General features: G+C 57.4%; 22 protein-coding genes. 9 read left to right on the plus strand and 13 right to left on the minus strand.

The annotated features are described in order from the left end of the window. Positions 1–34: 34 nt before the first annotated feature. The gene (radA, locus tag ACILP3_RS00370; protein ID WP_395614693.1) at positions 35–1,399 is read right to left on the minus strand and encodes a DNA repair protein RadA; all 1,365 of its coding nucleotides are present in this window, start codon (positions 1,397–1,399) and stop codon (positions 35–37) included. Between the two features lie 93 nt (positions 1,400–1,492). On the opposite strand from radA, the gene ACILP3_RS00375 reads away from it, so the two are divergent. Beyond that, a complete protein-coding gene (locus ACILP3_RS00375; protein ID WP_395614759.1) occupies positions 1,493–3,829 on the plus strand; it encodes a patatin-like protein in 2,337 nt (778 codons plus the stop codon). A 19-nt stretch (positions 3,830–3,848) separates the two neighbouring features. Here the strand turns inward: ACILP3_RS00375 and dnaJ are convergent, their stop codons facing one another. Then, positions 3,849–4,976: a molecular chaperone DnaJ gene (dnaJ, locus tag ACILP3_RS00380; RefSeq protein ID WP_395614694.1), complete on the minus strand. Its 1,128-nt coding sequence runs from the start codon at positions 4,974–4,976 to the stop codon at positions 3,849–3,851. Between the two features lie 68 nt (positions 4,977–5,044). Next, positions 5,045–6,952, minus strand: coding sequence for a molecular chaperone DnaK (gene dnaK, locus ACILP3_RS00385; protein WP_395614695.1), 1,908 nt, complete (start codon positions 6,950–6,952; stop codon positions 5,045–5,047). 226 nt (positions 6,953–7,178) lie between these two features. On the opposite strand from dnaK, the gene ACILP3_RS00390 reads away from it, so the two are divergent. After that, positions 7,179–7,652: a copper chaperone PCu(A)C gene (locus ACILP3_RS00390; RefSeq protein ID WP_395614696.1), complete on the plus strand. Its 474-nt coding sequence runs from the start codon at positions 7,179–7,181 to the stop codon at positions 7,650–7,652. Between the two features lie 252 nt (positions 7,653–7,904). Here the strand turns inward: ACILP3_RS00390 and ACILP3_RS00395 are convergent, their stop codons facing one another. From ACILP3_RS00395 to hrcA, 3 genes are all read right to left on the minus strand, one after another. Further along, entirely contained in the window at positions 7,905–9,302 is a 1,398-nt protein-coding gene (locus ACILP3_RS00395; protein WP_395614697.1) for an MATE family efflux transporter, read from the minus strand. A gap of 61 nt (positions 9,303–9,363) precedes the next feature. Continuing rightward, on the minus strand, positions 9,364–9,939 hold the full coding sequence (grpE, locus tag ACILP3_RS00400) for a nucleotide exchange factor GrpE (protein WP_395614698.1): 576 nt from the start codon (positions 9,937–9,939) through the stop codon (positions 9,364–9,366). A 101-nt stretch (positions 9,940–10,040) separates the two neighbouring features. Further along, positions 10,041–11,087 carry a heat-inducible transcriptional repressor HrcA gene (gene hrcA / locus ACILP3_RS00405; RefSeq protein WP_395614760.1) on the minus strand — a complete coding sequence of 349 codons (1,047 nt, stop codon included), beginning with the start codon at positions 11,085–11,087 and terminating at the stop codon, positions 10,041–10,043. A 348-nt stretch (positions 11,088–11,435) separates the two neighbouring features. Between hrcA and rph the strand changes: the two genes are divergently transcribed. The 4 genes from rph to ACILP3_RS00425 all read left to right on the plus strand — a co-directional run bounded on the left by rph (position 11,436) and on the right by ACILP3_RS00425 (position 15,270). Beyond that, positions 11,436–12,149 (plus strand): ribonuclease PH, encoded by a 714-nt coding sequence (gene rph, locus ACILP3_RS00410; protein WP_395614699.1) that lies wholly within the window; start codon positions 11,436–11,438, stop codon positions 12,147–12,149. 245 nt (positions 12,150–12,394) lie between these two features. Beyond that, a complete protein-coding gene (gene rdgB / locus ACILP3_RS00415) occupies positions 12,395–13,021 on the plus strand; it encodes an RdgB/HAM1 family non-canonical purine NTP pyrophosphatase (protein ID WP_395614700.1) in 627 nt (208 codons plus the stop codon). Positions 13,022–13,193: 172 nt separating this feature from the next. After that, entirely contained in the window at positions 13,194–14,369 is a 1,176-nt protein-coding gene (gene hemW / locus ACILP3_RS00420; protein WP_395614701.1) for a radical SAM family heme chaperone HemW, read from the plus strand. Between the two features lie 13 nt (positions 14,370–14,382). Continuing rightward, complete coding sequence (locus tag ACILP3_RS00425; RefSeq protein ID WP_395614702.1) at positions 14,383–15,270, plus strand: tyrosine recombinase XerC; 888 nt, start codon at positions 14,383–14,385, stop codon at positions 15,268–15,270. Here ACILP3_RS00425 and ACILP3_RS00430 read toward each other — a convergent pair. The 4 genes from ACILP3_RS00430 to rsmI are packed head-to-tail and all read right to left on the minus strand — an operon-like array spanning position 15,227 to position 18,022. Beyond that, positions 15,227–15,871, minus strand: coding sequence for a DedA family protein (locus ACILP3_RS00430; protein WP_395614703.1), 645 nt, complete (start codon positions 15,869–15,871; stop codon positions 15,227–15,229). The genes ACILP3_RS00425 and ACILP3_RS00430 overlap by 44 nt on opposite strands. Continuing rightward, positions 15,871–16,833, minus strand: a complete 963-nt coding sequence (gshB, locus tag ACILP3_RS00435; protein ID WP_395614704.1) for a glutathione synthase — start codon at positions 16,831–16,833, stop codon at positions 15,871–15,873. The genes ACILP3_RS00430 and gshB overlap by 1 nt, the downstream gene beginning before the upstream one ends. 11 nt (positions 16,834–16,844) lie before the next feature. After that, positions 16,845–17,195 (minus strand): YraN family protein, encoded by a 351-nt coding sequence (locus ACILP3_RS00440; RefSeq protein ID WP_395614705.1) that lies wholly within the window; start codon positions 17,193–17,195, stop codon positions 16,845–16,847. Beyond that, positions 17,192–18,022 (minus strand): 16S rRNA (cytidine(1402)-2'-O)-methyltransferase, encoded by an 831-nt coding sequence (rsmI, locus tag ACILP3_RS00445; protein WP_395614706.1) that lies wholly within the window; start codon positions 18,020–18,022, stop codon positions 17,192–17,194. Before rsmI ends, ACILP3_RS00440 begins: the two co-directional genes overlap by 4 nt. A gap of 33 nt (positions 18,023–18,055) precedes the next feature. On the opposite strand from rsmI, the gene ACILP3_RS00450 reads away from it, so the two are divergent. Next, positions 18,056–19,216 carry a penicillin-binding protein activator gene (locus ACILP3_RS00450; protein WP_395614707.1) on the plus strand — a complete coding sequence of 387 codons (1,161 nt, stop codon included), beginning with the start codon at positions 18,056–18,058 and terminating at the stop codon, positions 19,214–19,216. A 37-nt stretch (positions 19,217–19,253) separates the two neighbouring features. Here the strand turns inward: ACILP3_RS00450 and def are convergent, their stop codons facing one another. Together def and recR are read right to left on the minus strand one after the other, a co-directional pair. Then, positions 19,254–19,811: a peptide deformylase gene (def, locus tag ACILP3_RS00455; RefSeq protein ID WP_395614708.1), complete on the minus strand. Its 558-nt coding sequence runs from the start codon at positions 19,809–19,811 to the stop codon at positions 19,254–19,256. A gap of 31 nt (positions 19,812–19,842) precedes the next feature. Then, a complete protein-coding gene (gene recR / locus ACILP3_RS00460) occupies positions 19,843–20,439 on the minus strand; it encodes a recombination mediator RecR (protein WP_395614709.1) in 597 nt (198 codons plus the stop codon). 42 nt (positions 20,440–20,481) lie between these two features. Between recR and fmt the strand changes: the two genes are divergently transcribed. Continuing rightward, positions 20,482–21,387 carry a methionyl-tRNA formyltransferase gene (gene fmt / locus ACILP3_RS00465; protein ID WP_395614710.1) on the plus strand — a complete coding sequence of 302 codons (906 nt, stop codon included), beginning with the start codon at positions 20,482–20,484 and terminating at the stop codon, positions 21,385–21,387. Positions 21,388–21,613: 226 nt separating this feature from the next. After that, positions 21,614–22,354, plus strand: a complete 741-nt coding sequence (truA, locus tag ACILP3_RS00470; protein ID WP_395614711.1) for a tRNA pseudouridine(38-40) synthase TruA — start codon at positions 21,614–21,616, stop codon at positions 22,352–22,354. A gap of 43 nt (positions 22,355–22,397) precedes the next feature. Here the strand turns inward: truA and ACILP3_RS00475 are convergent, their stop codons facing one another. Beyond that, the gene (locus ACILP3_RS00475) at positions 22,398–22,937 is read right to left on the minus strand and encodes a methylated-DNA--[protein]-cysteine S-methyltransferase (protein WP_395614712.1); all 540 of its coding nucleotides are present in this window, start codon (positions 22,935–22,937) and stop codon (positions 22,398–22,400) included. Positions 22,938–22,942 lie beyond the last annotated feature (5 nt).

A 22,942-nucleotide genomic window follows, 5' to 3' on the forward strand; every position in this document is an offset into this window, starting at 1 on the left:
TATTTCAACGCCCCTGCAACCACCTATATGAGATTTAGGGACGTCCCAGCATATGGTCAACGAGATTGGCAAGCGTGCGGAACTCTTGCGTTGAAATACCCGCCTGACCTTTCACCGACGGCGGCACCAATGCGCGGCTAAACCCGAGCTTCGCCGATTCCTTCAGTCGCAACGCACCATGGGCGACGGGACGGATTTCACCGGACAAGGCGACTTCACCGAACAATACCGCATCGGACGGCAATGGCCGTTCCGCCAAAGCCGAAACCAGCGCCGCCGCCACCGCAAGATCGGCAGCGGGGTCGGAAATGCGATAGCCGCCGGCGATGTTGAGATAGACCTCAGCGGTTGAAAAGCTTAGGCCACATCGCGCCTCCAGCACCGCCAATATCATCGCAAGGCGGCCACTGTCCCAGCCCACAACGGCGCGGCGCGGTGTTGCGCCACTGGATAGCCGCACGGTCAGCGCCTGTATTTCCACCAGCACTGGCCGCGTCCCCTCCAACGCCGGAAACACCGTTGCCCCCGTAACCTGTTCGGCCCGGTCGGTCAGGAACAAGGCGCTTGGATTACCAACCTCGGTCAAGCCTTCTTCTACCATCGCAAACACACCGATTTCGTCTGTCCCGCCAAAGCGGTTTTTGGACGCACGCAAAATGCGATATTGATGGCTGCGTTCGCCTTCGAACGACAATACGGTGTCGACCATATGTTCCAGCACGCGGGGTCCGGCGATCGTCCCGTCCTTGGTAACATGGCCGACAAGCATCAACGCCGTGCCGCGTTCCTTGGCAAAACGGATAAGCTCTTGCGCCGATGCGCGGACCTGGCTGACCGTGCCCGGTGCGCCTTCGATGAGGTCACTGTGCATGGTCTGAATGGAATCGATGACCAATAAAGCGGGCGGCGCGCCTTGGGCCATCGTCGTCAATATATCGCGCACAGAGGTTGCAGCAGCCAGCTGCACCGGCGCATCGCCAAGGCCCAGCCGACGGGCACGCAGGCGCACTTGGTCGACCGCTTCTTCGCCGGAAATATACGCAACAGACAGGCCGCGCCGCGCGAGGTTCGCGGCGGCTTGTAACAATAAGGTCGACTTACCAATGCCCGGATCACCACCAAGCAAGGTTGCCGAGCCCGGCACAAGCCCGCCACCCAAAGCGCGGTCGAATTCGGATATGCCCGTCGAGGCACGTTCAGGCAGTTTAATGTCCGTGTTCAATCCGGACAATTCAACCGCACGCCCGCCCGAGTGCAAATGATGCTTTAGCTCAAAAACAGTGGCCTTGGCCTCTTCCGCCAAGGTGTTCCATTCGCCGCAATCGTCGCACTGCCCCTGCCAGCGGTTGGATTCCGAACCGCATGCCTGACACACATATTTGCGCTTTGCTTTTGCCATGCCCGATAATTAACAGAACAAATCAAGAACTCAAGACATAACTGTTCTGTATCAGCGCTTGCGTGTGGCGCAGCCTAATGCCACATCATGGCTATGCGCGAAAAAGAACTCAGGCTGGCGCTTATTTGTTATGGCGGGGTCAGCCTTGCCATTTACATGCATGGCGTGACGCGCGAGATTTGGCACATGGTCCGCGCGAGCCGCGCTTTTCATGATGGCGCACCCCCCACCCGCCGCAGCGAGATTGTCTATCACGACCTGCTTGCGGAATTGTCGCGGGTTAGCGGCGTCAAGTTGAGGGTTTTGACAGACATTATTGCAGGGTCAAGCGCAGGCGGCATCAACGGCATATTTCTGTCGCAGGCTATCGTCACGGGCCAATCATTAGAGCCGTTGACCGATATGTGGCTTGAAATGGCAGATGTCGACATACTGCTTGATCCAGACGCCCGCCCGCTGTCGCGCTTCACCAAATTTTGGGCAACGCCGATTGCATGGATGATTTTGCGCCGACGCGGCGGCGCGGTTGAAAGGACAGTCGCGAAAGAGGCTCAGCAGGAAGTCGCCGCCAAGCTGTCCCGCTTTGTCCGCGCCCGTTGGTTTGCGCCGCCCTTTGGCGGGAATGTGTTTTCGAAATTGTTGCTTGATGCGCTGAACGCCATGGCCGCGAGCGCAGCAGCACCGCCACTTTTACCCACAAGCCAGCCGCTGGATTTGTTTGTCACGGTAACTGACTATTACGGGCATGATCGGGTGCTTCGCCTCAACAGTCCCGAAGAAGTTACCGAGTCCGAACATCGCATCACCGTCGATTTTTCAACACGCGGACGAACCGGACTCGCTGACATTCCCGAGCTGATTTTTGCAGCACGTGCCACGGCAAGTTTCCCCGGCGCTTTCCCGCCATTTTCTGTACGTGAACTTGACCGTTTGTTGGCGCGGCAAAATGTCCCTTGGCTTGGCCGGAGTGCATTTTTGAAGCGCATATTGCCGCAACAATTTGCCGCCAATGCCGCCGAAGATACGATGTTGATCGACGGATCGGTATTGGCCAATGCGCCGTTTAATCAGGCAATTTCCGCCTTGCGCAACCGCCCCGCACGCCGCGAAGTGGACCGGCGTTTTGTTTATATCGACCCAAAGCCAGGCCGACCCAGTTTTCGTTTTGGCAAACGCAATATGGACGGCACTGCCGATATCCCGCGCAAACCGCCGGGGTTCTTTTCGACTATATTGGGGGCGTCGTCCAACATTCCGCGCGAACAGCCCATTCGGGACAGCCTAGAGAAAATCACAGGCCGTTCGGAACGTATTGAACGGATGCAACGCGTCATCGACAGCCTACGGAGCGAGGTTGAAAATACCGTAGAGACGCTGCTGGGTAAGACATGGTTTCTCACCCAGCCAACCGCAAGTCGGATGCAAAAATGGCGAAATTCGGCGCAGGAAAAGGCGATTATTGCCGCCGGCTTCGGTTACCGCGCCTATACCCATCTCAAAATCGCTGGCGTCGTTGACGATATTGTCGCCACCGCACGCCGCAGCGTGCCCGATGCATCAAACGCGTTTTTCCGTAACTTGCGCGCTGCGCTTTGGACCGAAGTCGGTACCCGTGATCTCGACCATTTGCCGCCGCATAAGGGCAAGGCCACAGCGCGCCAAATTGCCTTTTTTCGGGCACATGATTTGCGTTTCCGCATCCGCCGCTTGCGCTTTCTCGCTCGGCATCTGACCGAAGAGGTCGAAAATATCGTCAATATGCCAGACGATGATATCGCCAAAATGCGCGATTCTATTTACAATTGCCTTGCCTTGTTCCTCGATCTGGAAACAGCAGAATATTTAGGCCCGGATTTCGCGCTGGCGGCCAAATCTGGCATTGACGATCCTGCCGGCGTGATGGACCATCTTGCGGCACGGCGCGATCTGGTGCGCGCCGATGCCAAGGTCGACAAAATATTGTGCGATGCCATGCTGACCCTGCCGGTTGAGGCACGCAGAATCATGCTGCTCGGCTATTTGGGCTATGCACTTTATGACATCGCCACCCTACCTTTGTTGCAGGATGAAGGCTTTGACGAATTCGACCCTGTCAAGGTGGACCGCATATCCCCCGACGACTGCGCCTCTATCCGCAAAGGCGGCGCAGCCACAACGTTAAAGGGCATAGAGTTTAACAATTTCGGGGCATTTTTCAGCCGCGCTTATCGGGAAAACGACTATCTATGGGGCCGTTTGCATGGCGCGGAACGGATGATCGATATCCTGATATCATCGCTCCCACCCGGCCATGAATTTTCGGCCAGCCGCGCGCAAAGTTACAAAAAGCAGGTATTTCACGCGATATTGGATGAGGAGGAGGATCGGCTGACGCATATCCGCCCCCTCATCATGTCCTTACGGACCGAGGTGGATCAGATGCAGATCTGAGCCTTTATCGCACGCCAGCCTAATCGGTGATGCCGTCCCAAATGCCCTTAAGCTTGTCAAAGAAACCCGTTGATTGCGGGCATTCTGCACCCGTTTCGGTTTCACGGAACTCGCGCAAGATTTCCTTCTGCCGCGCGGACAATTTGGACGGCGTTTCGACGTCGATTTGAATGACCATGTCGCCACGAGCACGCCCTTGCAACACGGGCATGCCTGCGCCGCGTTGGCGAAGCTGCTTACCCGATTGTATGCCCTCTGGAACGATGATGATATGCTCCGCGCCATCAAGGCCGGGGATGCGGATTTCGCCACCCAGCGCCGCTGTGGTGAAGCTGACGGGCACACGGCAGAATAATGTTGTGCCGTCGCGTTCGAACACCTTGTGGCGCGATAGATGGATGAAGATGTACAGATCACCTGCCGCCGCGCCATTTGGCCCAGCCTCACCCCGGCCAGCGACGCGAATGCGCGTGCCTTCATCAACGCCAGGCGGAATATTGACGGCGATGGTCTTGCGTTCATCCGCCCGCCCTTCCCCGCCGCAAGCGCGACATGGCGACTCAATCACTTCGCCGCGACCGTGGCAGGTCGGGCATGTGCGCTCGACCACGAAAAAGCCCTGCTGCGCGCGTACTTTGCCATGGCCAGCACACAGGTTACAGCGGCGTTTGCCCGACCCCGGCGTCGCGCCACTGCCGCTACAGGTTCCGCACGCGGTTGCGACGTCGATGGTGATTTCCGCGTCCTTGCCGTGGAAGGCCTCATCGAGCGAGATTTCGAGATCATAGCGTAAATCTGCGCCACGCGCAGGGCCACGCTGACGGCCGCCAAAGGCGTCGCCAAAAAAGCTTTCGAAGATATCGGAGAAGTCACCAAAGCCAGCACCGCCTTGGCCACCGCCACTGCCCATGCCGCCATTTTCAAACGCTTCCTTGCCGAACCGGTCATAAGCTGCGCGCTTTTGCGGATCTTTCAGGACGTCATAAGCCTGACTAATGGCTTTAAACTTGGCTTCGGATTTGTCGCAGCCGGGATTGCGGTCGGGATGGCATTCCATCGCGATCCGGCGATACGCGGTTTTCAGCGTCTTCTCATCCGCTGTCCGCTCGACTTCCAACAATTCATAATAATCAATGTCGAGATTCATGAATGACTAACCCCCCGGCTCCCCAACCGTCGCTGCAATTCGGCACCGACGGTCGGAGATATTCAACATCAGTCTTTCTTGTCGTCTTCGACTTCGGAGAATTCAGCATCGACAACATTATCGTCGGCTGGCGCTTCTTCCGATGCGGCATCTGCCGATGCGCCGGCAGCTTGCTCTTCTTTATAGATTGCTTCGCCAAGCTTCATCGCGATTTGGGCCAAGGCGGTTGCCTTTTCTTTCATCGCTTCTGCATCGCCGCCTTCGATAGCGGTCTTGGTTTCCGCCACAGCTGCTTCGATCTCGCCCTTCAACGCAGCGTCAATCTTGTCGCCATGCTCTTCCAACTGCTTCTCGGTGGAATGGACAAGGCTCTCTGCATTGTTCTTGGCTTCTGCCGATTCACGACGCTTTTTGTCTTCTTCGGCAAAGGCTTCGGCATCGCGGACCATCTGTTCAATATCCGCATCAGACAAACCGCCCGATGCCTGAATTTTGATCTGCTGTTCCTTGCCTGTGCCCTTGTCCTTGGCAGTCACGCTGACAAGGCCGTTGGCGTCAATGTCGAAGGTCACTTCAACCTGCGGCACGCCGCGCGGTGCAGGTGGAATGCCAACCAAGTCGAAATTGCCCAGCAGCTTGTTATCCGCCGCCATTTCACGTTCACCTTGGAATACGCGGATGGTCACGGCATTTTGATTGTCTTCGGCCGTCGAATATACTTGGCTCTTCTTGGTCGGGATCGTCGTGTTGCGGTCGATCATGCGCGTAAATACACCGCCCAGCGTTTCGATACCCAAGGACAATGGCGTCACGTCGAGCAACAACACATCCTTAACGTCGCCTTGCAAAACGCCCGCCTGAATGGCTGCGCCCATGGCAACAACTTCATCCGGATTCACGCCAGTATGCGGTTCCTTACCAAAGAAATTCTTCACGACGTCGCGCACCTTGGGCATGCGGGTCATGCCGCCGACCATTACGACTTCATCAATGCCATCGGCCTTGATACCCGCATCAGCCAAAGCTTTTTTGCATGGCTCAAGCGTGCGCTTGATCAGGTCATCGACCAATTTTTCAAGGTCGGCACGGGTGATGGTTTTCACAAGGTGCTTTGGACCATTTTGGTCAGCGGTGATGAACGGCAAGTTGACTTCGGTCGTCTGTGTTGACGACAATTCAATCTTCGCCTTTTCCGCTGCTTCCTTCAAACGTTGCAGCGCAAGCTTGTCCTTCGTCAGGTCAATGCCTTCGGCCTTGTTGAAATCGGCTGCCAAATGCTCGACAAGCACGCTGTCGAAATCTTCACCACCCAAGAATGTGTCGCCATTGGTCGATTTCACTTCGAACACGCCGTCGCCGACTTCTAGAATGGAAATATCGAACGTGCCGCCGCCAAGGTCATAGACCGCGATGGTTTTATTCTCATCCTTGTCCATGCCGTACGCAAGCGCCGCAGCGGTTGGCTCGTTGATGATACGCAGCACTTCAAGGCCCGCAATCTGGCCAGCATCCTTTGTGGCCTGACGCTGGGCATCGTTGAAATAGGCTGGGACGGTGATAACCGCTTGCGTAACAGTTTCGCCCAAATAGGCTTCGGCTGTTTCTTTCATCTTTTGCAAAATAAATGCCGAAATTTGCGATGGCGAATATTCTTCACCGCCGGCTTTGACCCATGCATCGCCGGTCTTGCCTTTGACAATGCTATAGGGGACGAGGCCCATATCCTTCTTGGTCATAGGGTCATCGAAGCGACGGCCAATAAGGCGCTTCACCGCATAAATGGTGCTTTCCGGATTGGTGACGGCCTGACGCTTGGCTGGCTGGCCGATGAGGCGCTCGCCGTCCTTAGCAAAGGCCACGATCGATGGCGTTGTTCGTGCGCCTTCTGCATTTTCGATGACCTTTGGCTTGCCGCCGTCCATTACCGCAACGCAGCTGTTTGTCGTGCCCAAGTCGATACCAATAACTTTAGCCATAAAAACTTACCCCGAAATTTTAAAAAATTGAACTATACCCTGTCGCGTTTCGCACCAGCCCTATCAGGCACTGGGGTTTCGCATAACGTGACGTTGTAGCGGCGATATAGGAGCCAATTCTCTTGGCACAAGACTTCGGCGTTCCTAGATAGGGAAAAAGTTAAGCGAAAACTCTGTATAGATTGGTCGCAAGAACGCGCGCACCTAACACCAAAAGGAGGACGTTATGAACCGACGTATATTCACATTCAGTGCCGCCGCGGCAGCCCTTTTGCTGGCCGGATGCGGCCCAACACCGCAGCTAAAAGTGAAAGAGGCAGTGTTGACGCTGTCACCTGTCGACAGCAACCCGTCGGTCATGCACTTCAACGTCTATGGCGGGCCGGAGGATGTGCATTTGCTGCGCGTAAGTTCCCCATCGGCCGTTCGCGTTGAAATGCACGATGTCGCGGTGGACCCAAAAACGGGTGCTGTGACCATGGCGCCTCTGGACCGCGTGCACATCCCGGCTGGTGAGAAAATTGCTTTCAAAAAAGGCGGCAAGCATGTGATGATCTGGGGCGTCAACGTCATCCCCCGTCGCTTGGGCGTGATTGAGACCGAATTCCTGTTTTCGAACAATGTCCGCATATTGGTAAAGGCGCGGGTCCAAGAAATCGACGGCAGTGACCCGGACGAGAAGAAAGCCATTGATGGTTGATGGCTGCGTGCCGGAACCAAAAGCGCACACTTTAGCTTTTCAGGGTACCCTCCAAGACCCGTCCTCCTGAACTTGTTTCGGGATAAGCTTCTAAGTCTCGTCATCCTGAACTTGTTTCAGGATAACGCATAAACGTCGCCTGTTATCCTGAAACAAGTTCAGGATGACGAATGTTGGTGCGAGTTCAGGATGACGAGTGTTGGTGCACGCTCAGGATGACGATTACTGGTGCAATCTAAGGATGGCGATGTTCTAATCTTCTAAGGGCAGCAGCCCAAGCCGCGCGCGCAACGACCAACGGACCAGCATAAGAACCGCGACAATGCCAAGTCCCGTCGCCAAGCCAACCCAGATGCCGACCCCGTTCCACCCTTGCGAAAACGCCAGCCATGCGCCGACGCCAATACCCACAACCCAATAGCCAAAGGCGGCAAACATCATGGGCACTGTTGTATCATGCAGCCCGCGCAGCATGCCAGCGCCCACAACTTGTGCGCCATCGACAATCTGGAACAAGGCGGCAATGGCAAGGAAGCTGACGGCCAGTCGCACAACCTCTGCATTGATCGCGGCATCGCGGTCAATGAACAAAGCAATCAACAATTCTGGTGACAGCCACATCAGCACCGCCATCGCCGCCATGAACCCCGTTCCCATGACGAAGCTGGTCCAACCGGCGCGGCGGATAAGCGCAAGATCGCGCCGGCCATAGCCAATGCCCACACGCACCGTTGCGGCCTGCGCAAGGCCCATCGGCACCATGAAAGTCACGCTTGCAACCTGAAGCGCGATGGCATGCGCCGCGACCGAGGCAGTGTCGATTAACCCCATCAGCATGACCGCAACGCCAAACACGCCGCCTTCCAAACCCATCGTCACGCCAATCGGCAGGCCCAATTTCCACAGCGCCCGAAACCGCGGCCAGTCGCTGCGCCACCAACGCCCAAACAGATGATATCGCCGGAATTTGGGATGATAAGTGATGACCGCCACCATGCCCAAAAACATGAAGATATTGGCCAATATGCTGCCAATGCCTGCGCCGATTATGCCCAAGGCTGGCACGCCCAGCTTCCCGAAAATGAGGACATAATTAAATGCCGCATTGGCAAAAACGCCCAATATGCCGATGACCAGCGACCATAAGGGCTGCTCCAGCGCCGACAGAAAATTACGCGCGATAATCAGCCACAAAAATGGCAGGATCGACCACATATAGGCGCGAACATAGCTTTGCGCCTTTACCGCAAGTTCGGCTTGCTGGCCAAGCGTCAGCAATATGGCTTCCGTCTGCCACAAGATCAGCCAGATCGGGATCATGACCGCAACCGCGACCCACAATCCTTGCCGGAATGTGCGGCGGATATCGCGCACCGAATGCGCCTTTGCGCCGCGCTCGCTCGCCATCATCGGCGCGGTCGCGGTAACGAGGCCCATGCAGAAAATCGCCGCCGTCATGCACAGGTTGAACCCCAAAGACGCGGCTGCCAACTCGGTCGGCCCAAGCCAACCCACCATCACCACATCGGTCGCGCCGATCAACGACATCGACAGGTTGGTCAGGATCAAAGGCCAGGCAAGCGACAAGGTCGCGCGAAGTTCATCGCGCCAAGGGGACTGACGGTCCGTGGGGATTGCCGCTATTGTCATGTGACGCGCTCGATAGCGGAGCGCGTTGGGTTAGACCACCCCCGGCGTGATGGTCCTGAACCTAATCCGCCGCCTTCGCCACCCCAACCAAAGCAGGGCGCAGCAAGCGGTCCTTAATCATGTATCCCGCCTGCATTTCGGCGACGATGATGCCCGGTTCGACATCAGCGCTGGGAATTTCAACCATTGCCTGATGCTGATTGGGATCCAGCGGCATGCCCATGGCGGCAATGCGCGTAATGCCGTTTTTGGTAAAGACGCTGTCCAGTTCACGGCCCGTCGCTTCAAGGCCGATGACAAGCGGTTTCATCGCCTCGCTCTCGCGCATTTCGGCTGGAATTGCATCCAAAGCGCGTGACAGATTGTCGGAGACCGAAAGCACATCGCGGGCAAAACCCGTCGCGGCATAAGCGCGCGCGTCCTGCGCCTCTTTTTCCATACGGCGCCGCACATTTTGCGTTTCGGCCTGCGCGTATAAAACATCCTGCTGCGCAGCGGCGAGCAATTCTTCCAGCGCCGCAATTTTGGTATCAGCAGCATCGCTTGCTTCTGGCGTATCGTCTTTCATATGTTCTGGCACGCCTTCAAGTTCTTGTTCTACAGCAGGATCGGCTGCGGCTGATTTCTTCTTTGTCATAAACCTGATTAACCCAATTACGTTGCGACTACATGGTCGTTTGTTGCTGCTCGCATATAGAAAGCAATTTTATTTCATCAACCCCCGCACCATTTAGGCGTTCACGGCCTAATTAAACGGCTGAGTGCCTGCGCGGTAAAGTCCACCATCGGCACAATGCGTGCATAATTCAGGCGTGTTGGACCAATGACGCCAATGACGCCAACGACCTTGCCCCCTGCCTCCCGATAGGGCGCGGCGATGACCGATGACCCCGAAAGCGAGAAAAGATTATTTTCCGAGCCAATAAAAATCCGCGTCGATTGCGCCTCACGCGCGCTGTCGACCAGCCGCGCAATTTCCTCTTTGCTCTCAAGCTCGTCAAGCAATTGCCGGACGCGGTCAAGGTCAGCGGCGGCGGCTTCGTCAATCAAGTTCGACTGCCCGCGCACGATCAGCACAGGCCGGTCATTGGCATCAAGCGACCAAATCGCCAGCCCGTCACGCACCAATTTTTGGCTGGCCACGTTCAGCTCCGCCTTTTCGGCGCGAATTTCGCTGTCGAGGCGCTCGAGCGCTTCGGACAGGGTTAAGCCCGATAGGCGCGCCGAAATATAATTCGCAGCCTCCACCAACATGGATTCGCTAATCGCTGGGTCAATCGACACCAGCCGGTTTTCAACGCTATTGTCGGATCCAACCATGATCGCGAGCACTTGTGATGGGGAAAGGCGCGCAAAGCTAAAGGCCTTTAGGATCGCGTCCCGCTTTGGCACCAGCACGATGCCGGCGCAGGCGGACAGGCCCGACAGTACCGACGTTGCGGCTGCCAGCGCCTCCTCAATCGGCCCCTCGCCCCGGATTTGCGATTCAATCGCGCGCTGTTCCTCAACCGATGGTGCCGCCGATTGCATCATGCCGTCGACGAATAAGCGCAGGCCGCTTTCGGTTGGCACCCGTCCAGCACTGGTATGGGGAGAGGCGAGATAGCCTGCTTCCTCTAGATCCTGCATGACATTGCGGATGGAGGCAGGCGACAGGTTTAACCCTGCAAATTTGGAAACGGTCCGCGACCCAACCGGCGCGCCATTATCCAGATAGCTTTCAACCACCATCCGGAAAATCATGCGTGTCCGGTCATTCAGTTCATGGATGGGCGTTTGGCTCACCATGACAGTGTAGCGCACCGCGCACTTGCAAAGCAAGCGGGGCAGGCTAAGGCCGTGAACTCATAAATATCACCTTCACGGTTTGAGGCCATATTGTTCAGTGCAAGGCGGCAAGCGCAGGGCTTAGTGGTTCTAAGTCCAAGCTTGCCAACGCAGCAATGGACAGTATGGGTCAAATCCGAAGGACGTCAAAATGGCTTCGATCTCGAGGCAAAATGCCCTTGCAGGCAGAGTGACTGCCTGCGGCGGACATTTTGCCTCGAGATCGAAGCCATTTTGACGCCGTGAAGGTGATATTTACGAATTCACGGCCTACTGCGGGCGGCAACTTGTTATCAGGAGATTATCATGCGTCCATCCGGCCGTGCGCCAGACGAAATGCGCGCCATTTCGATCGAAACCCATTTCACGAAGCATGCCGAAGGCAGCTGCCTTATCGGATTTGGCGACACCCGCGTGTTGGTAACCGCCAGCGTCGAAGATCGCATTCCACCATGGTTGCGCGGCAAGGGTGAAGGCTGGGTCACGGCGGAATATTCGATGCTGCCCCGCGCCACGCATACGCGCAGCCAACGCGAAGCGGCCAAGGGCAAGCAATCGGGCCGGACTCAGGAAATTCAACGTCTTATTGGCCGCTCGTTGCGCTCGGTCGTCGATTTGAAAAAGCTGGGCGAAAACCAAATCACTATCGATTGCGACGTGTTGCAAGCCGATGGCGGCACGCGCACCGCCGCCATTTCTGGCGCTTGGGTTGCGTTGCGGCTTGCCGTCAATGGTCTGATGGCCTCAGGCGCGATCAAGGAAGATCCGATCAGCGGACGGGTTGCAGCCGTGAGCTGCGGTATTTTCAAAGGCACGCCAGTTTTGGACCTTGATTATATCGAAGATTCCGACGCGGATGCCGATGCGAATTTCGTTTTGATCGAAGGTGGACAGATTGCCGAAGTGCAAGCCACCGCCGAAGGCGCAACCTATGACGAAGAAGGCCTTCTGCGCTTGCTCCGCCTCGCCCGCATGGGAACCGACCGGATTTTCGCCGCGCAGGCCGATGCGGTTAAGTAAAGAAGTCTTAGGGTCAGGACCACTTAAATTTCTGTGTCATTCCCGCGAAAGCGGGAACCCATGGCCCAACGGTTAGACCATGGATCCCCGATCAAGTCGGGGATGACACAATGACTTGAGGCGACGCTTATGATTCATTGCGAATTTTTATTACCCGTCACCCTGAACTCGTTTCAGGGTCTTACTTTTGAACAGCCCAGAATTAAGATGCTGAAACAAGTTCAGTATGACATGAGTTGGGCATTATGACTCACCGTAAACTCGAACCCGGCAAGTTGGTTATCGCCAGCCATAATGCGGGCAAGGTCCGTGAAATCCGCGCCTTGCTTGCGCCTTTTGGTATCGAACCAGTATCAGCAGGCGAACTTGGCCTGCCTGAGCCCGACGAGACCGGCACCAGCTTTGCCGAAAATGCGTTGCTGAAGGCCCATGCGTCGGCGCAAGGTTCCGGCCTTCCCGCGCTGGCCGATGACAGCGGCCTGTGCGTTGCCGCCTTAAGCGGTGCGCCGGGGGTCTACACCGCCGATTGGGCGGAAACCCAGGACTTCGAAGGCGGACCCGGGCGTGACTGGTATATGGCGATGGGCAAGGTTGAGGGCAAGTTAGCTGAACTTGGTCCCGCCACCGACCGGAGCGCTTATTTCATTTGCACTTTGGCGCTTGCATGGCCCGACGGACATCAGGAAATTTTCGAAGGCCGTGTGCAGGGCAGCCTGACTTGGCCGCCACGCGGGTTGCTAGGCTTTGGTTATGACCCTGTGTTCCTGCCCGAAGGCCGCAGCGAAACCTTTGCCGAGATTGATCCGCAAGAGAAACACGCCAAGAGCCATCGCGCGGACGCATTTCGCAAATTGGTTGCGGCAGTGTTTTGAACAAGCCCGCGCGCCTATACACCGCAGCCCTGAGCCGTCAGTGCGACAACGCTGACGAGAGTCTAAGGGCGCTTTTCAGAATAGCGTCTTGCCAGATGGCGACGCACCCTTCGACGGACGCAGCCGATCCTCGGCTGCTGCTCAGGGCTACGGTCGTTGTTGGCTGATGACGATGACACGCCAAACGCAGCCCGCCCCGCTCGCCCTGTACATCCATTGGCCATTTTGCGTTTCCAAATGCCCATATTGTGATTTCAACAGCCATGTCCGCGATACGGTGGACGATGCGGCATGGTGTGCGGCGTTGCTGGCGGATATGGCCTATGAGGCGGGGCTGACGGCGGATCGTAAGCTCACCTCCATCTTCTTCGGCGGCGGCACGCCATCGTTGATGCCCCCGTCCACCGTTGCCGCATTGATTGACGCGGCGCAGCGGCATTGGGATTTTGCCGAAGATATCGAGATCACTTTGGAAGCGAACCCGTCTTCGGTCGAGGCGGCGCGTTTCGCGGACCTAGCGGCAGCAGGGGTCAACCGCGTATCGCTTGGGCTTCAGTCATTGGATGATGCCGCGCTGACGTTTCTGGGACGCGCGCACTCGGTTGCCGAGAGCCTTGACGCGCTGGCCATTGCGCAGCGTCATTTTGGCCGCGTCAACATCGACCTGATTTACGCGCGCCCCGAACAAACCGCTGTCCAATGGGAGGCCGAGTTGCAACACGCCCTTTCCTTTAGCACCGACCATATCTCGCTATATCAACTGACCATTGAACCCGGCACGCGCTTTGAAACTTTGGTGCGCACCGGCCATTTCATCCCCGCCGATGATGATGATGCCGCGACATTATATGAACTGACCGGACAGATGACATCCGCCGCAGGCATTCCCGCCTATGAAATCAGCAACCATGCCCGCCCCGGCAGCGAAAGCCGCCATAATTTAAGCTATTGGCGTTATGATGATTATATCGGCATTGGCCCCGGCGCGCATGGACGGCGGCTTGAAGCCGCAACACAGCGGCATAAAAAGCCGGAGAATTTCTTGTCCGCTGTCGAACGTAACGCCCATGGCATCAGCAGCGAAGACCATCTTGATGCTGCGACACGCGCGACCGAAAGCTTGCTGATGGGATTGCGGCTGGCGGAAGGGATTGACCTCAGCCGCCTGTCGCAACGGACGGGCATCGCCGCTGCTTACTTATTGGACATGGATGCAGTGGACAAAATTGCACAGCTTGGCCTGATCACCCGCGATGCAGACCATATCACTGTCACGCCGCAGGGAATGCCGTTGCTCGACGCGATCCTGCCCCAGATAGTAAACGTTGAGGCGGATGCCGCCGCCTGATAGCATAAAGCTTATGCCGTCTTTGCTAACCGAATATTTAGCGTTCCTGACCGACAACCGCCGGATGTCGCCGCACAGCGTGCGCGCTTATCATGCGACGGCGGACCGGCTGGCAGGATTTCTGCAACTTTATTGGGGCGGCGATGTCACCCGCGTGACGCTGCGCAATATTTCATCGGCAGATATGCGCGCCTTTTTGGCCGACCGGCGCGGCGATGGCCTGACCAATCGTTCCACGGCGCGTGAACTGTCCGCCGCGCGCCATTTCTTGCGCTTTGCCTTAGGCGATGATGTGACTTTGCCTGTGATGAGAGGGCCGCGTGTGCAGCGCAGCCTGCCGCGCCCAGTGAACCCCGATGATGTTCTGGCACTCGCCGATGACGTCGCCGAAAATGCAAAAGACGGTTGGATCGGCGCGCGCGATTGGGCGTTGCTGTTGCTGCTTTATGGCAGCGGCCTGCGCGTCAGCGAGGCGACGGGCCTGATGGGCGACATATTGCCAATGGGCAGCACGTTAAGGGTTACCGGCAAGCGCAACAAGACACGCATCGTGCCCTTGCTGGAGCAAGTCAGGGCGGCCATTCAAGAATATCTCGCGCTCTGCCCTTATGCCGCCGATGCCGACCAGCCATTGTTTCGCGGCGCGCAAGGTGGGCCATTATCCCCCGCATTGGTGCGCCGCGCGGTTCAGGGCGCACGCACGCGATTGGGCCTGTCCGACCGGACAACGCCGCACGCGCTGCGCCACAGCTTTGCCACGCATTTGTTAGCAGGCGGCGCGGACTTGCGCAGCCTGCAGGAATTATTGGGCCATGCCAGCCTGTCGTCGACTCAAGTTTATACGGCTGTTGATACCGCTATGCTTTTGGATGAATATCAGAACGCGCATCCCCGGGCTTAAGCGCGGGTTTAGGTTTCCAGCGCAATAATCGCCACACATAAGTCAGAACGATGCCTGCGATCACTATGGTCGACACTGGCCCAAGCCATTTTTCCACATCGTCGAACTGCGATCCCAAGAAATAGCCTGCGCAGGCCAAGGCCGCGGTCCATCCGGCGGTCCCAATGGTCGAGAATATCATGAAGCGGCGAAGGGTCATGCCGAACAAGCCCGCCGGTATCGAAATCAGCGACCGTAATGTAGGCAACATGCGCGCCACCAATACAATGATCGATCCATGCTTGCGAAACAGGCTTTGGCCGCGCTCCACCTCATCCCAGTCGAGCGTCAACCAACGGCTGTAGCGGTCGATGAAGATTTGCATCCGTTTTTCACCAAATTTGACCGCTACCCAATACCATATCCAATTGCCCAGCATCGCGCCCGCCGTCCCCGCCGCAATGGTGCCAGCAAGGCTCATAGTGCCGCGCGCCGATGATAGGCCAGCCACGGTCATGATGATTTCGGACGGGATCGGCGGGAAGATGGTTTCGAGCAGCATGAGCACAGCGACGCCCCAATAATGGCCCCACTCAACCAAGCGAATGATCCAATCTTCCATTATTTCTGCTCCGACAATCTGCGTTCAATCGCGTCGAGAATGCGCGAAGGTGTGTCCGTTCCATTAAAGCGATCAATCGCGACAATGCCCGTGGGCGAGGTCACGTTTATTTCAGTCAAATATTGACCGCCGATAACATCAATGCCGACAAATATCAGGCCAAGTTGCTTCAAACGCGGGCCCATCGCGGCGCAGATTTCGCGTTCGCGCGCTGTCAGCTCAGTCGGCTCCGCGCTACCGCCAACGGCCAAGTTAGAACGGAATTCGCCTTCGCCCGGACGGCGGTTGATCGCGCCGGTTACTTCACCGTCGATCATGACAATACGTTTGTCACCCAATGCGACATCAGGCAGAAATGGCTGCACCATATGCGGTTCGGGCCATGTGTTGTTGAACACCTCAAACAAGGCGCCCAGATTGCTGCCGTCGGCGTCAATGCGGAAAATGGCTTTGCCACCATTGCCGTGCAATGGTTTCACGACGACTGCGCCATGTATTTTTTGGAAGTCGCGCACTTCGTCTGCGGAACGGGTGATGATCGTTGGCGGCATATATTGCCGATAATCGAGCACCATGACTTTTTCGGGCGCGTTGCGCACACTGGCGGGGTTGTTGACCACCAATGTCTCATGCGCGATGCGTTCCAGCAAATGGGTCGCGGTGATATAGCCGACATGAAAGGGCGGGTCCTGCCGCATCAAAACTACGTCAATGTCTGCGCCCAAGTCGATTTTCTTCGGTGCGCCAAAACGATAATGCGCGCCGTCCACCCTTTGCACATCATGCACCGGATGCGCCCAAGCCGTCAGCCGGTCATGGGCATCAAGTGTCAGCGTGCCGACATCATAATGCCAGATATCATATCCGCGCGATTGCCCCGCCAGCATCAGTGCAAAGCTGGAATCGCCATTGATGTTGATACCGTCCATAGGGTCCATCTGGACCGCCATTTTGATTGCCATTTCGCGAGTTCCTATCCGTGCCAGACATTTGGCAAATGCTGAGGGAAGCGCCACGGCGCAACCATAATCACATCAATCTGCATATTTTCACATTCTTTACCATATTTGGGCAAGAGAATTTCCGCCGCTGCGGCCACACGGCGCAACCGACTGGCATCAATCGCGGTGGCAAGGTCAGCGGCTTTCGTCCGCGCCTTCACCTCAACAAAGGCGATGCTTTTGCCGCGCCGTGCGATTAAATCCACCTCGCCGCGCGGGGTTTTCACGCGCGCGGCCAAGATACGCCATCCTTTCAGGCGCAGAAACCAAGCGGCAATCGCCTCCCCGCGCCGTCCGCGTTTTTCGGCGGCAAGGCGGCTCACTTTGCCTTCAATTCCGTGGCGCGGGCGTAGACGGCATTGCGTTCCAGCCCGAACCGCTTGGCAATAGCGCCAGCGGCCTTGGCAGCGGACATGATTTCCAACGCCGCTTGCAACGCCGCATCGACATCCCCCGTTTCCGTCACCACATCGTCGGCTGGCGGGCCAATGATGAGGACGATTTCGCCCTTGGGTTCCTGTTCGGCATAGCGCGCCGCCAGCTCTGCGGCTGTTCCAGTCACCACCTCTTCAAACTTTTTGGTCAACTCGCGGGCCACAGCAACTTCGCGGTCGCCATAGGTTTCTGCGATGGCAGCCAAGCTTGCGGCCAGACGCGGGCCGGCCTCGTAAAACACCAATGTCGCCTTGACCTGCCCCAGCTCGGTCAATGTCTCAACCCGCGCTTTGGCTTTATTGGGCAAAAAGCCTGCAAACAAAAAACGGTCTGTAGGAAGGCCGCAAATCGACAAAGCTGCTGTCACCGCACTTGCACCCGGAATGGTAAACACCGGCACGCCAGCGTCACGGGCGGCGCGGACAAGCTTATATCCTGGGTCGGAGATTAACGGCGTGCCAGCGTCCGACACCAAGGCGACAACGCCATTACGCGCGGCAGCGACCAAGGACTCGCGCTCAACGCCGCCGCTATGGTCGTTGTAGCGGCGCATTTTCTTTTTAATGCCCAAATGATGCAATAATTTGCCTGTCACACGGCTGTCTTCAACCGCGACTATTTCGGCGGCGGTCAGGAGGTCGATTGCCCTTTGCGATATATCTGCAAGGTTGCCGATGGGGGTCGCAACGACATATAAGCCTGATTCGAAAGTCATCGGAATATGCAGCTTCTTCCCAAGGAACCCAAAATGAGCGCAACCATTGCCGCAACGCGCGCGCAGCCGCAAGCTTTAGCAGGCCAATTCAAAAAGCTGCTAATATTAGCATCGGTCATCCTGCTAGCGGCCTGTAGCACAGTCCCGCGCAGCAAAGCACCGATTGTCGTCGCCGAACCGTCCGATGGCATGCACCGTGTCGCGCTTTTGCTGCCCGTGACTGGCCCTGACGCTGAAGTGGGGCAATCGATTGCCAATGCAACGGCACTGGCACTTGCCGATACCAAAGTCACCAACATCCGCATGGTCACTTATGACACGGGCCTTGGCGCGGCCGCCGCGACACAACGCGCGATTGCAGATGGCAACAAGTTGATCTTGGGCCCGCTACGCGCCGACAATGTCATTGAGGTCGCAGAAATTGCACGTCCAGCAGCCGTGCCCATCATCAGCTTCTCCAATGATGTCGGCGTTGCTGGACAGAATGTGTTCTTGCTTGGCCATTTACCGAACCAATCGATTGAACGCGTGGTGCTATATGCCAAATCGAAAGGCATGAACCGCTTTGCTGGCGTGGTTGCATCCAATGTCTATGGACAGCGTGCGCAATCCAATATCACGACAGCGGTGCGCGCAGCCGGCGGCGTTTTGGTGGGCATTCAAGAATCAAACGGAACAGCCGCATCAGCCGAAGCCGCCGCGCGTCGTCTGGCACAGATGGGCGCTATTGACGCCATCTTGGTTGCCGACAGCGGCCGCGCAGCCATCACAACAGTGCCTGCCTTGCGCCGTGGCGGGCTACGCACGGCCAAAATCTTAGGCACTGATTTGTGGAATATCGATGGCACGCTGGCGGGCAGTCCGCCCATGTATGGCGCGTGGTTCGCAAGTGTGTCGGACACGCTCTACACGCAATATGCGACCAAATATCGTGCCCGTTTTGGCAAGGCCCCCTTGCGCCTGTCGAGCCTTGGTTATGACTCGGTGTTACTGGTGGCCCGCGTCGCCCGCGACTGGCGTCCCGGGACACGCTTTCCCGTGGGGCAATTGACTGATCCGCAAGGTTTCATCGGCGTTGACGGCGCGTTCCGGTTCAACGCCAATGGCCTGACCGACCGTATGCTTGAGGTACAGGAAATTCAGGCCGGCAAGTTTGTAACGGTTAGCGCCGCCCCGTCACAGTTCGCAAAATAACGACACCCCGCCTAGAACGGGGTTTCAAACTACCGCATCAGTGGCGGCAATCCGGCCCATGCACATGACCGCCGCCCATTTTGCGGGCCTTCTCAATCTTCTTCAACACCATCTGACGCTTTAGCCGCGACAGATGGTCGATGAACAATATGCCTTCCAGATGGTCCATTTCATGCTGCAAACATGTCGCCATCAGGCCAGTCATCGTCTCTTCATGCACCTTGCCGTCTAAATCCTGCCAACGGGCGCGGATTTGGGCTGGGCGCTCCACCTCGGCATATTGGTCGGGGACAGACAGGCAACCTTCATTATACAGGCTATGTTCGTTGGACGGGTCCAAAATTTCGGGGTTCACAAAAACGCGCGGGTTGCGGACGGGTTCTTCGCCTTCGGCTTCCTCTTCCTGCAAGTCGATCACCAACAGGCGCTTTGGCACACCCACTTGAATGGCGGCCAAGCCAATGCCGGGCGCGTCATACATCGTCTCGATCATGTCATGGACGAGCGTTTTCAACTCGCCATCGAAGCTCTCAACAGGTTTCGAGATGGTTTTCAGCCGCGGATCGGGCACTTCAAGAATAGGTAATATAGCCATGGGTCGCAAATAGGGACGGTCTTTGGATAAATCAACCGACGGGTCGTCGCGCGCGCAATGCTTGCGCCAAAGTGCCGTCGTCGAGATAGTCCAGTTCCCCGCCCACCGGCACGCCATGCGCCAATTGGGTCAGGCGAATGGGGAATTGTTCCAACCGTTCGGCCAGATAATGGGCCGTTGTCTGCCCCTCAAGCGTTGCGTTCATCGCCAGCACCACTTCGTCAATGCCGCCTTCGGCAATGCGGCTGACCAATCCGTCGATGTTCAAATCCTCTGGCCGGACACCGTCCAACGCGGACAAGCGTCCGCCCAGAACATGATATTTGCCCGGAAAAAGCCGCGAGCGGTCAAGTGCCCACAGGTCCGATACATCCTCCACCACGCAAATGGACCGGATGTCGCGGCGCGGGTCGACGCAAATGCCACATGGATTGCCAGTGTCGATATTGCCACAGGTGCTGCAAACAACGAGCCGCTGCTCCACATTCTGCAACGCACGCAATAACGGCTGCAACACGCTCTCACGCTTTTTCATGAGGTGCAGCACGACGCGGCGCGCCGACCGTGGGCCAAGCCCCGGTAGCTTCGACAATGCTTGTGCCAATGCGTCTATTTCTTGCGATGCCATGCTTCGGGTCTTAGGGGGCTTTTGAACAAAGGAAAAGTGACGATGCGTCTTGCCTTCATGGGAACCCCGGAATTTGCCGTACCGACGCTCGATGCGTTGGTGGCGGCTGGGCATGATGTGGTCGCTGTCTATACGCAGCCGCCGCGCCCCGCCAATCGCGGCAAGAAGCTGACCCCGTCCGCTGTGCAACAACGCGCCGAAGAACTAGGGCTGCGCGTGCGATGCCCCCTGTCGCTGCGTCAGGCGGAGGCACAGGCTGATTTCGCTGCCCTGGGCGTCGATGTGGCTATCGTTGCGGCCTATGGTCTCATATTGCCGCCAGCGGTCTTGGACGCGCCTCTGCATGGCTGCCTGAATGTCCACGGATCCTTGCTGCCCCGCTGGCGGGGCGCCGCGCCTGTGCAGCGTGCGATATTGGCCGGCGATACCAATAGTGGCGTCATGGTCATGCAGATGGAGGCGGGCCTTGATACGGGCCCCGTCCGCGCGACAACGGAAATCGAAATCGGGCACAAAACAACGGGCCAGCTTACTATGGCGCTGGCGGAGCTTGGCGCGGAACTGATGGTCCGGGTTTTGGCGGATGTGGAGGCATTTCCCTGCGTGGCGCAGCCGGACGAAGGCGTTACTTATGCCGCCAAGATCGACAAGGCCGAAACGAAGCTGGATTTTTCCCAGTCTGCCGAAGCCGTCGAACGCCAAATCCGCGCCTTTAACCCCGCACCGGGCGCATGGTTCGAATTTGAAGGCGAACGTTACCGTGTATTGGCCGCTGACATCGTCGCAGCCCACGGCGCGGCAGGCAGGATTATCGACGACCAACTTACCATCGCCTGCGGCGTTCATGCCATCCGTCCAACACTTATCCAACGCGCTGGCAAGCCCGCTATGCCAACCGCCGACCTGCTGCGCGGCAAGGCCATTCCTGCTGGCACGATCCTAACATGACACCGCTCACTCTCAAATTCGTCACACCACAACAGGCTGGTGGGTATGGGGGGGAAGATTTACCTCTTACCCCTTCGGTCTTTGCGGCACGATGGATGCTGAAACAAGTTCAGTATGACGCGGCGAAAAGCATTCCTCTGCGCCTCTGCGTGAACCCAAATAACCGTCGCCCCAGCGTAGGCTGGAGCGACGGAGAAGTTGCCGCTTGCACGAAAGCGACCCGCAGTTGACTCGCTTCGCGCTCACCATCGAATTTGACGGCGGTCCCTATATGGGCTGGCAATGGCAGGACCATGGCCCCTCAGTCCAAGGGGCGATCGAAGAGGCCATATTCAAAACCACCGGCGAAAAAACTTTGGTCTACAGCGCTGGTCGCACCGATGCAGGGGTCCATGCGCTTGGTATGCGGGCGCATGTCGATGTGGAAAAAGGCCTTTCCGCCTTTCGCTTGATGGAGGCCATCAACGCCCATTTGCGCCCGCACCCCATCGCGATATTGGCATGCGAAGAGGTCGCTGATGACTGGCATGCGCGTTATAGCTGCATTGGCCGGTCTTATGCATATCGCATCCTCAACCGCCGCGCCTCGCTGACTTTAGAAAAGGGTCGCGTCTGGCGCGTCGGACCGGAACTGGACGCCGAGGCAATGCATGATGCCGCGCAGATACTTGTCGGCCTGCATGATTTCACCACCTTCCGTTCGACCGCGTGCCAATCTGCCAGCCCCATAAAAACACTCGACCGCCTCAACGTGCGGCGGGAAGGGCAGCATGTGATTATCGAGGCAGCGGCCTTGTCCTTCTTGCATCATCAAGTGCGGTCCATGGTCGGATGCCTTGTCGCCGTTGGGCTTGGGCGTTGGACAGCGGCAGACCTAAAGGCCGCGTTAGATGCGGCCGACCGCTCGGCTCTGGCGGAAAATGCCCCCCCTGAAGGGCTCTATTTCGTACGGGCGCTTTATCCTTAAAAATTGGCGACTGCGCGCCTGCCCGATTTCAGTGGTCCTGACCCTAAGCTAAAAACAGACCGCCCTGCCCGCTTTCCCACGCCAGCAAACGGCGCTTGCGTTCCAGCCCATAAGCATAGCCGCCAAGGCCGCCATCGGACCGGATGACGCGGTGGCAGGGTATGAGCACCGACACCGGGTTTGCGCCGTTGGCCGAACCTGTCGCGCGCACCGCATCGGGCTTTCCAACTGCCGCAGCGATTTCGGCATAATTGCGCGTTTCGCCCGCAGCTATTTGCAGCAACGCCTGCCATACGGCCATTTGGAAATCCGTGCCGCCGATATCCAGGGGTAATTGGGGCATCTGCCTTGGGTTTTGAATCGCAAAGACGGCGCCATCGATCAGGGCCGCGAGCGATCCGCCTTCACTCAACAGGGTCGCGTTTGGAAAGCGGCGCTTTAGCGTGCTTTCATTTTCGTCAAACGACAGGCGGCAAATCCCTTTGTCTGTCGCGGCCAGTAGCATCGAGCCAAGCGCGGTTTCAGCCACCGCCCAATAGATGGAAACGCCTGCACCGCCGTCGTTCCAGACGCTTTTTGTCATCGCCG

Source organism: Sphingorhabdus sp. (assembly GCF_044239665.1).
GTDB lineage: Bacteria > Pseudomonadota > Alphaproteobacteria > Sphingomonadales > Sphingomonadaceae > Sphingorhabdus_B.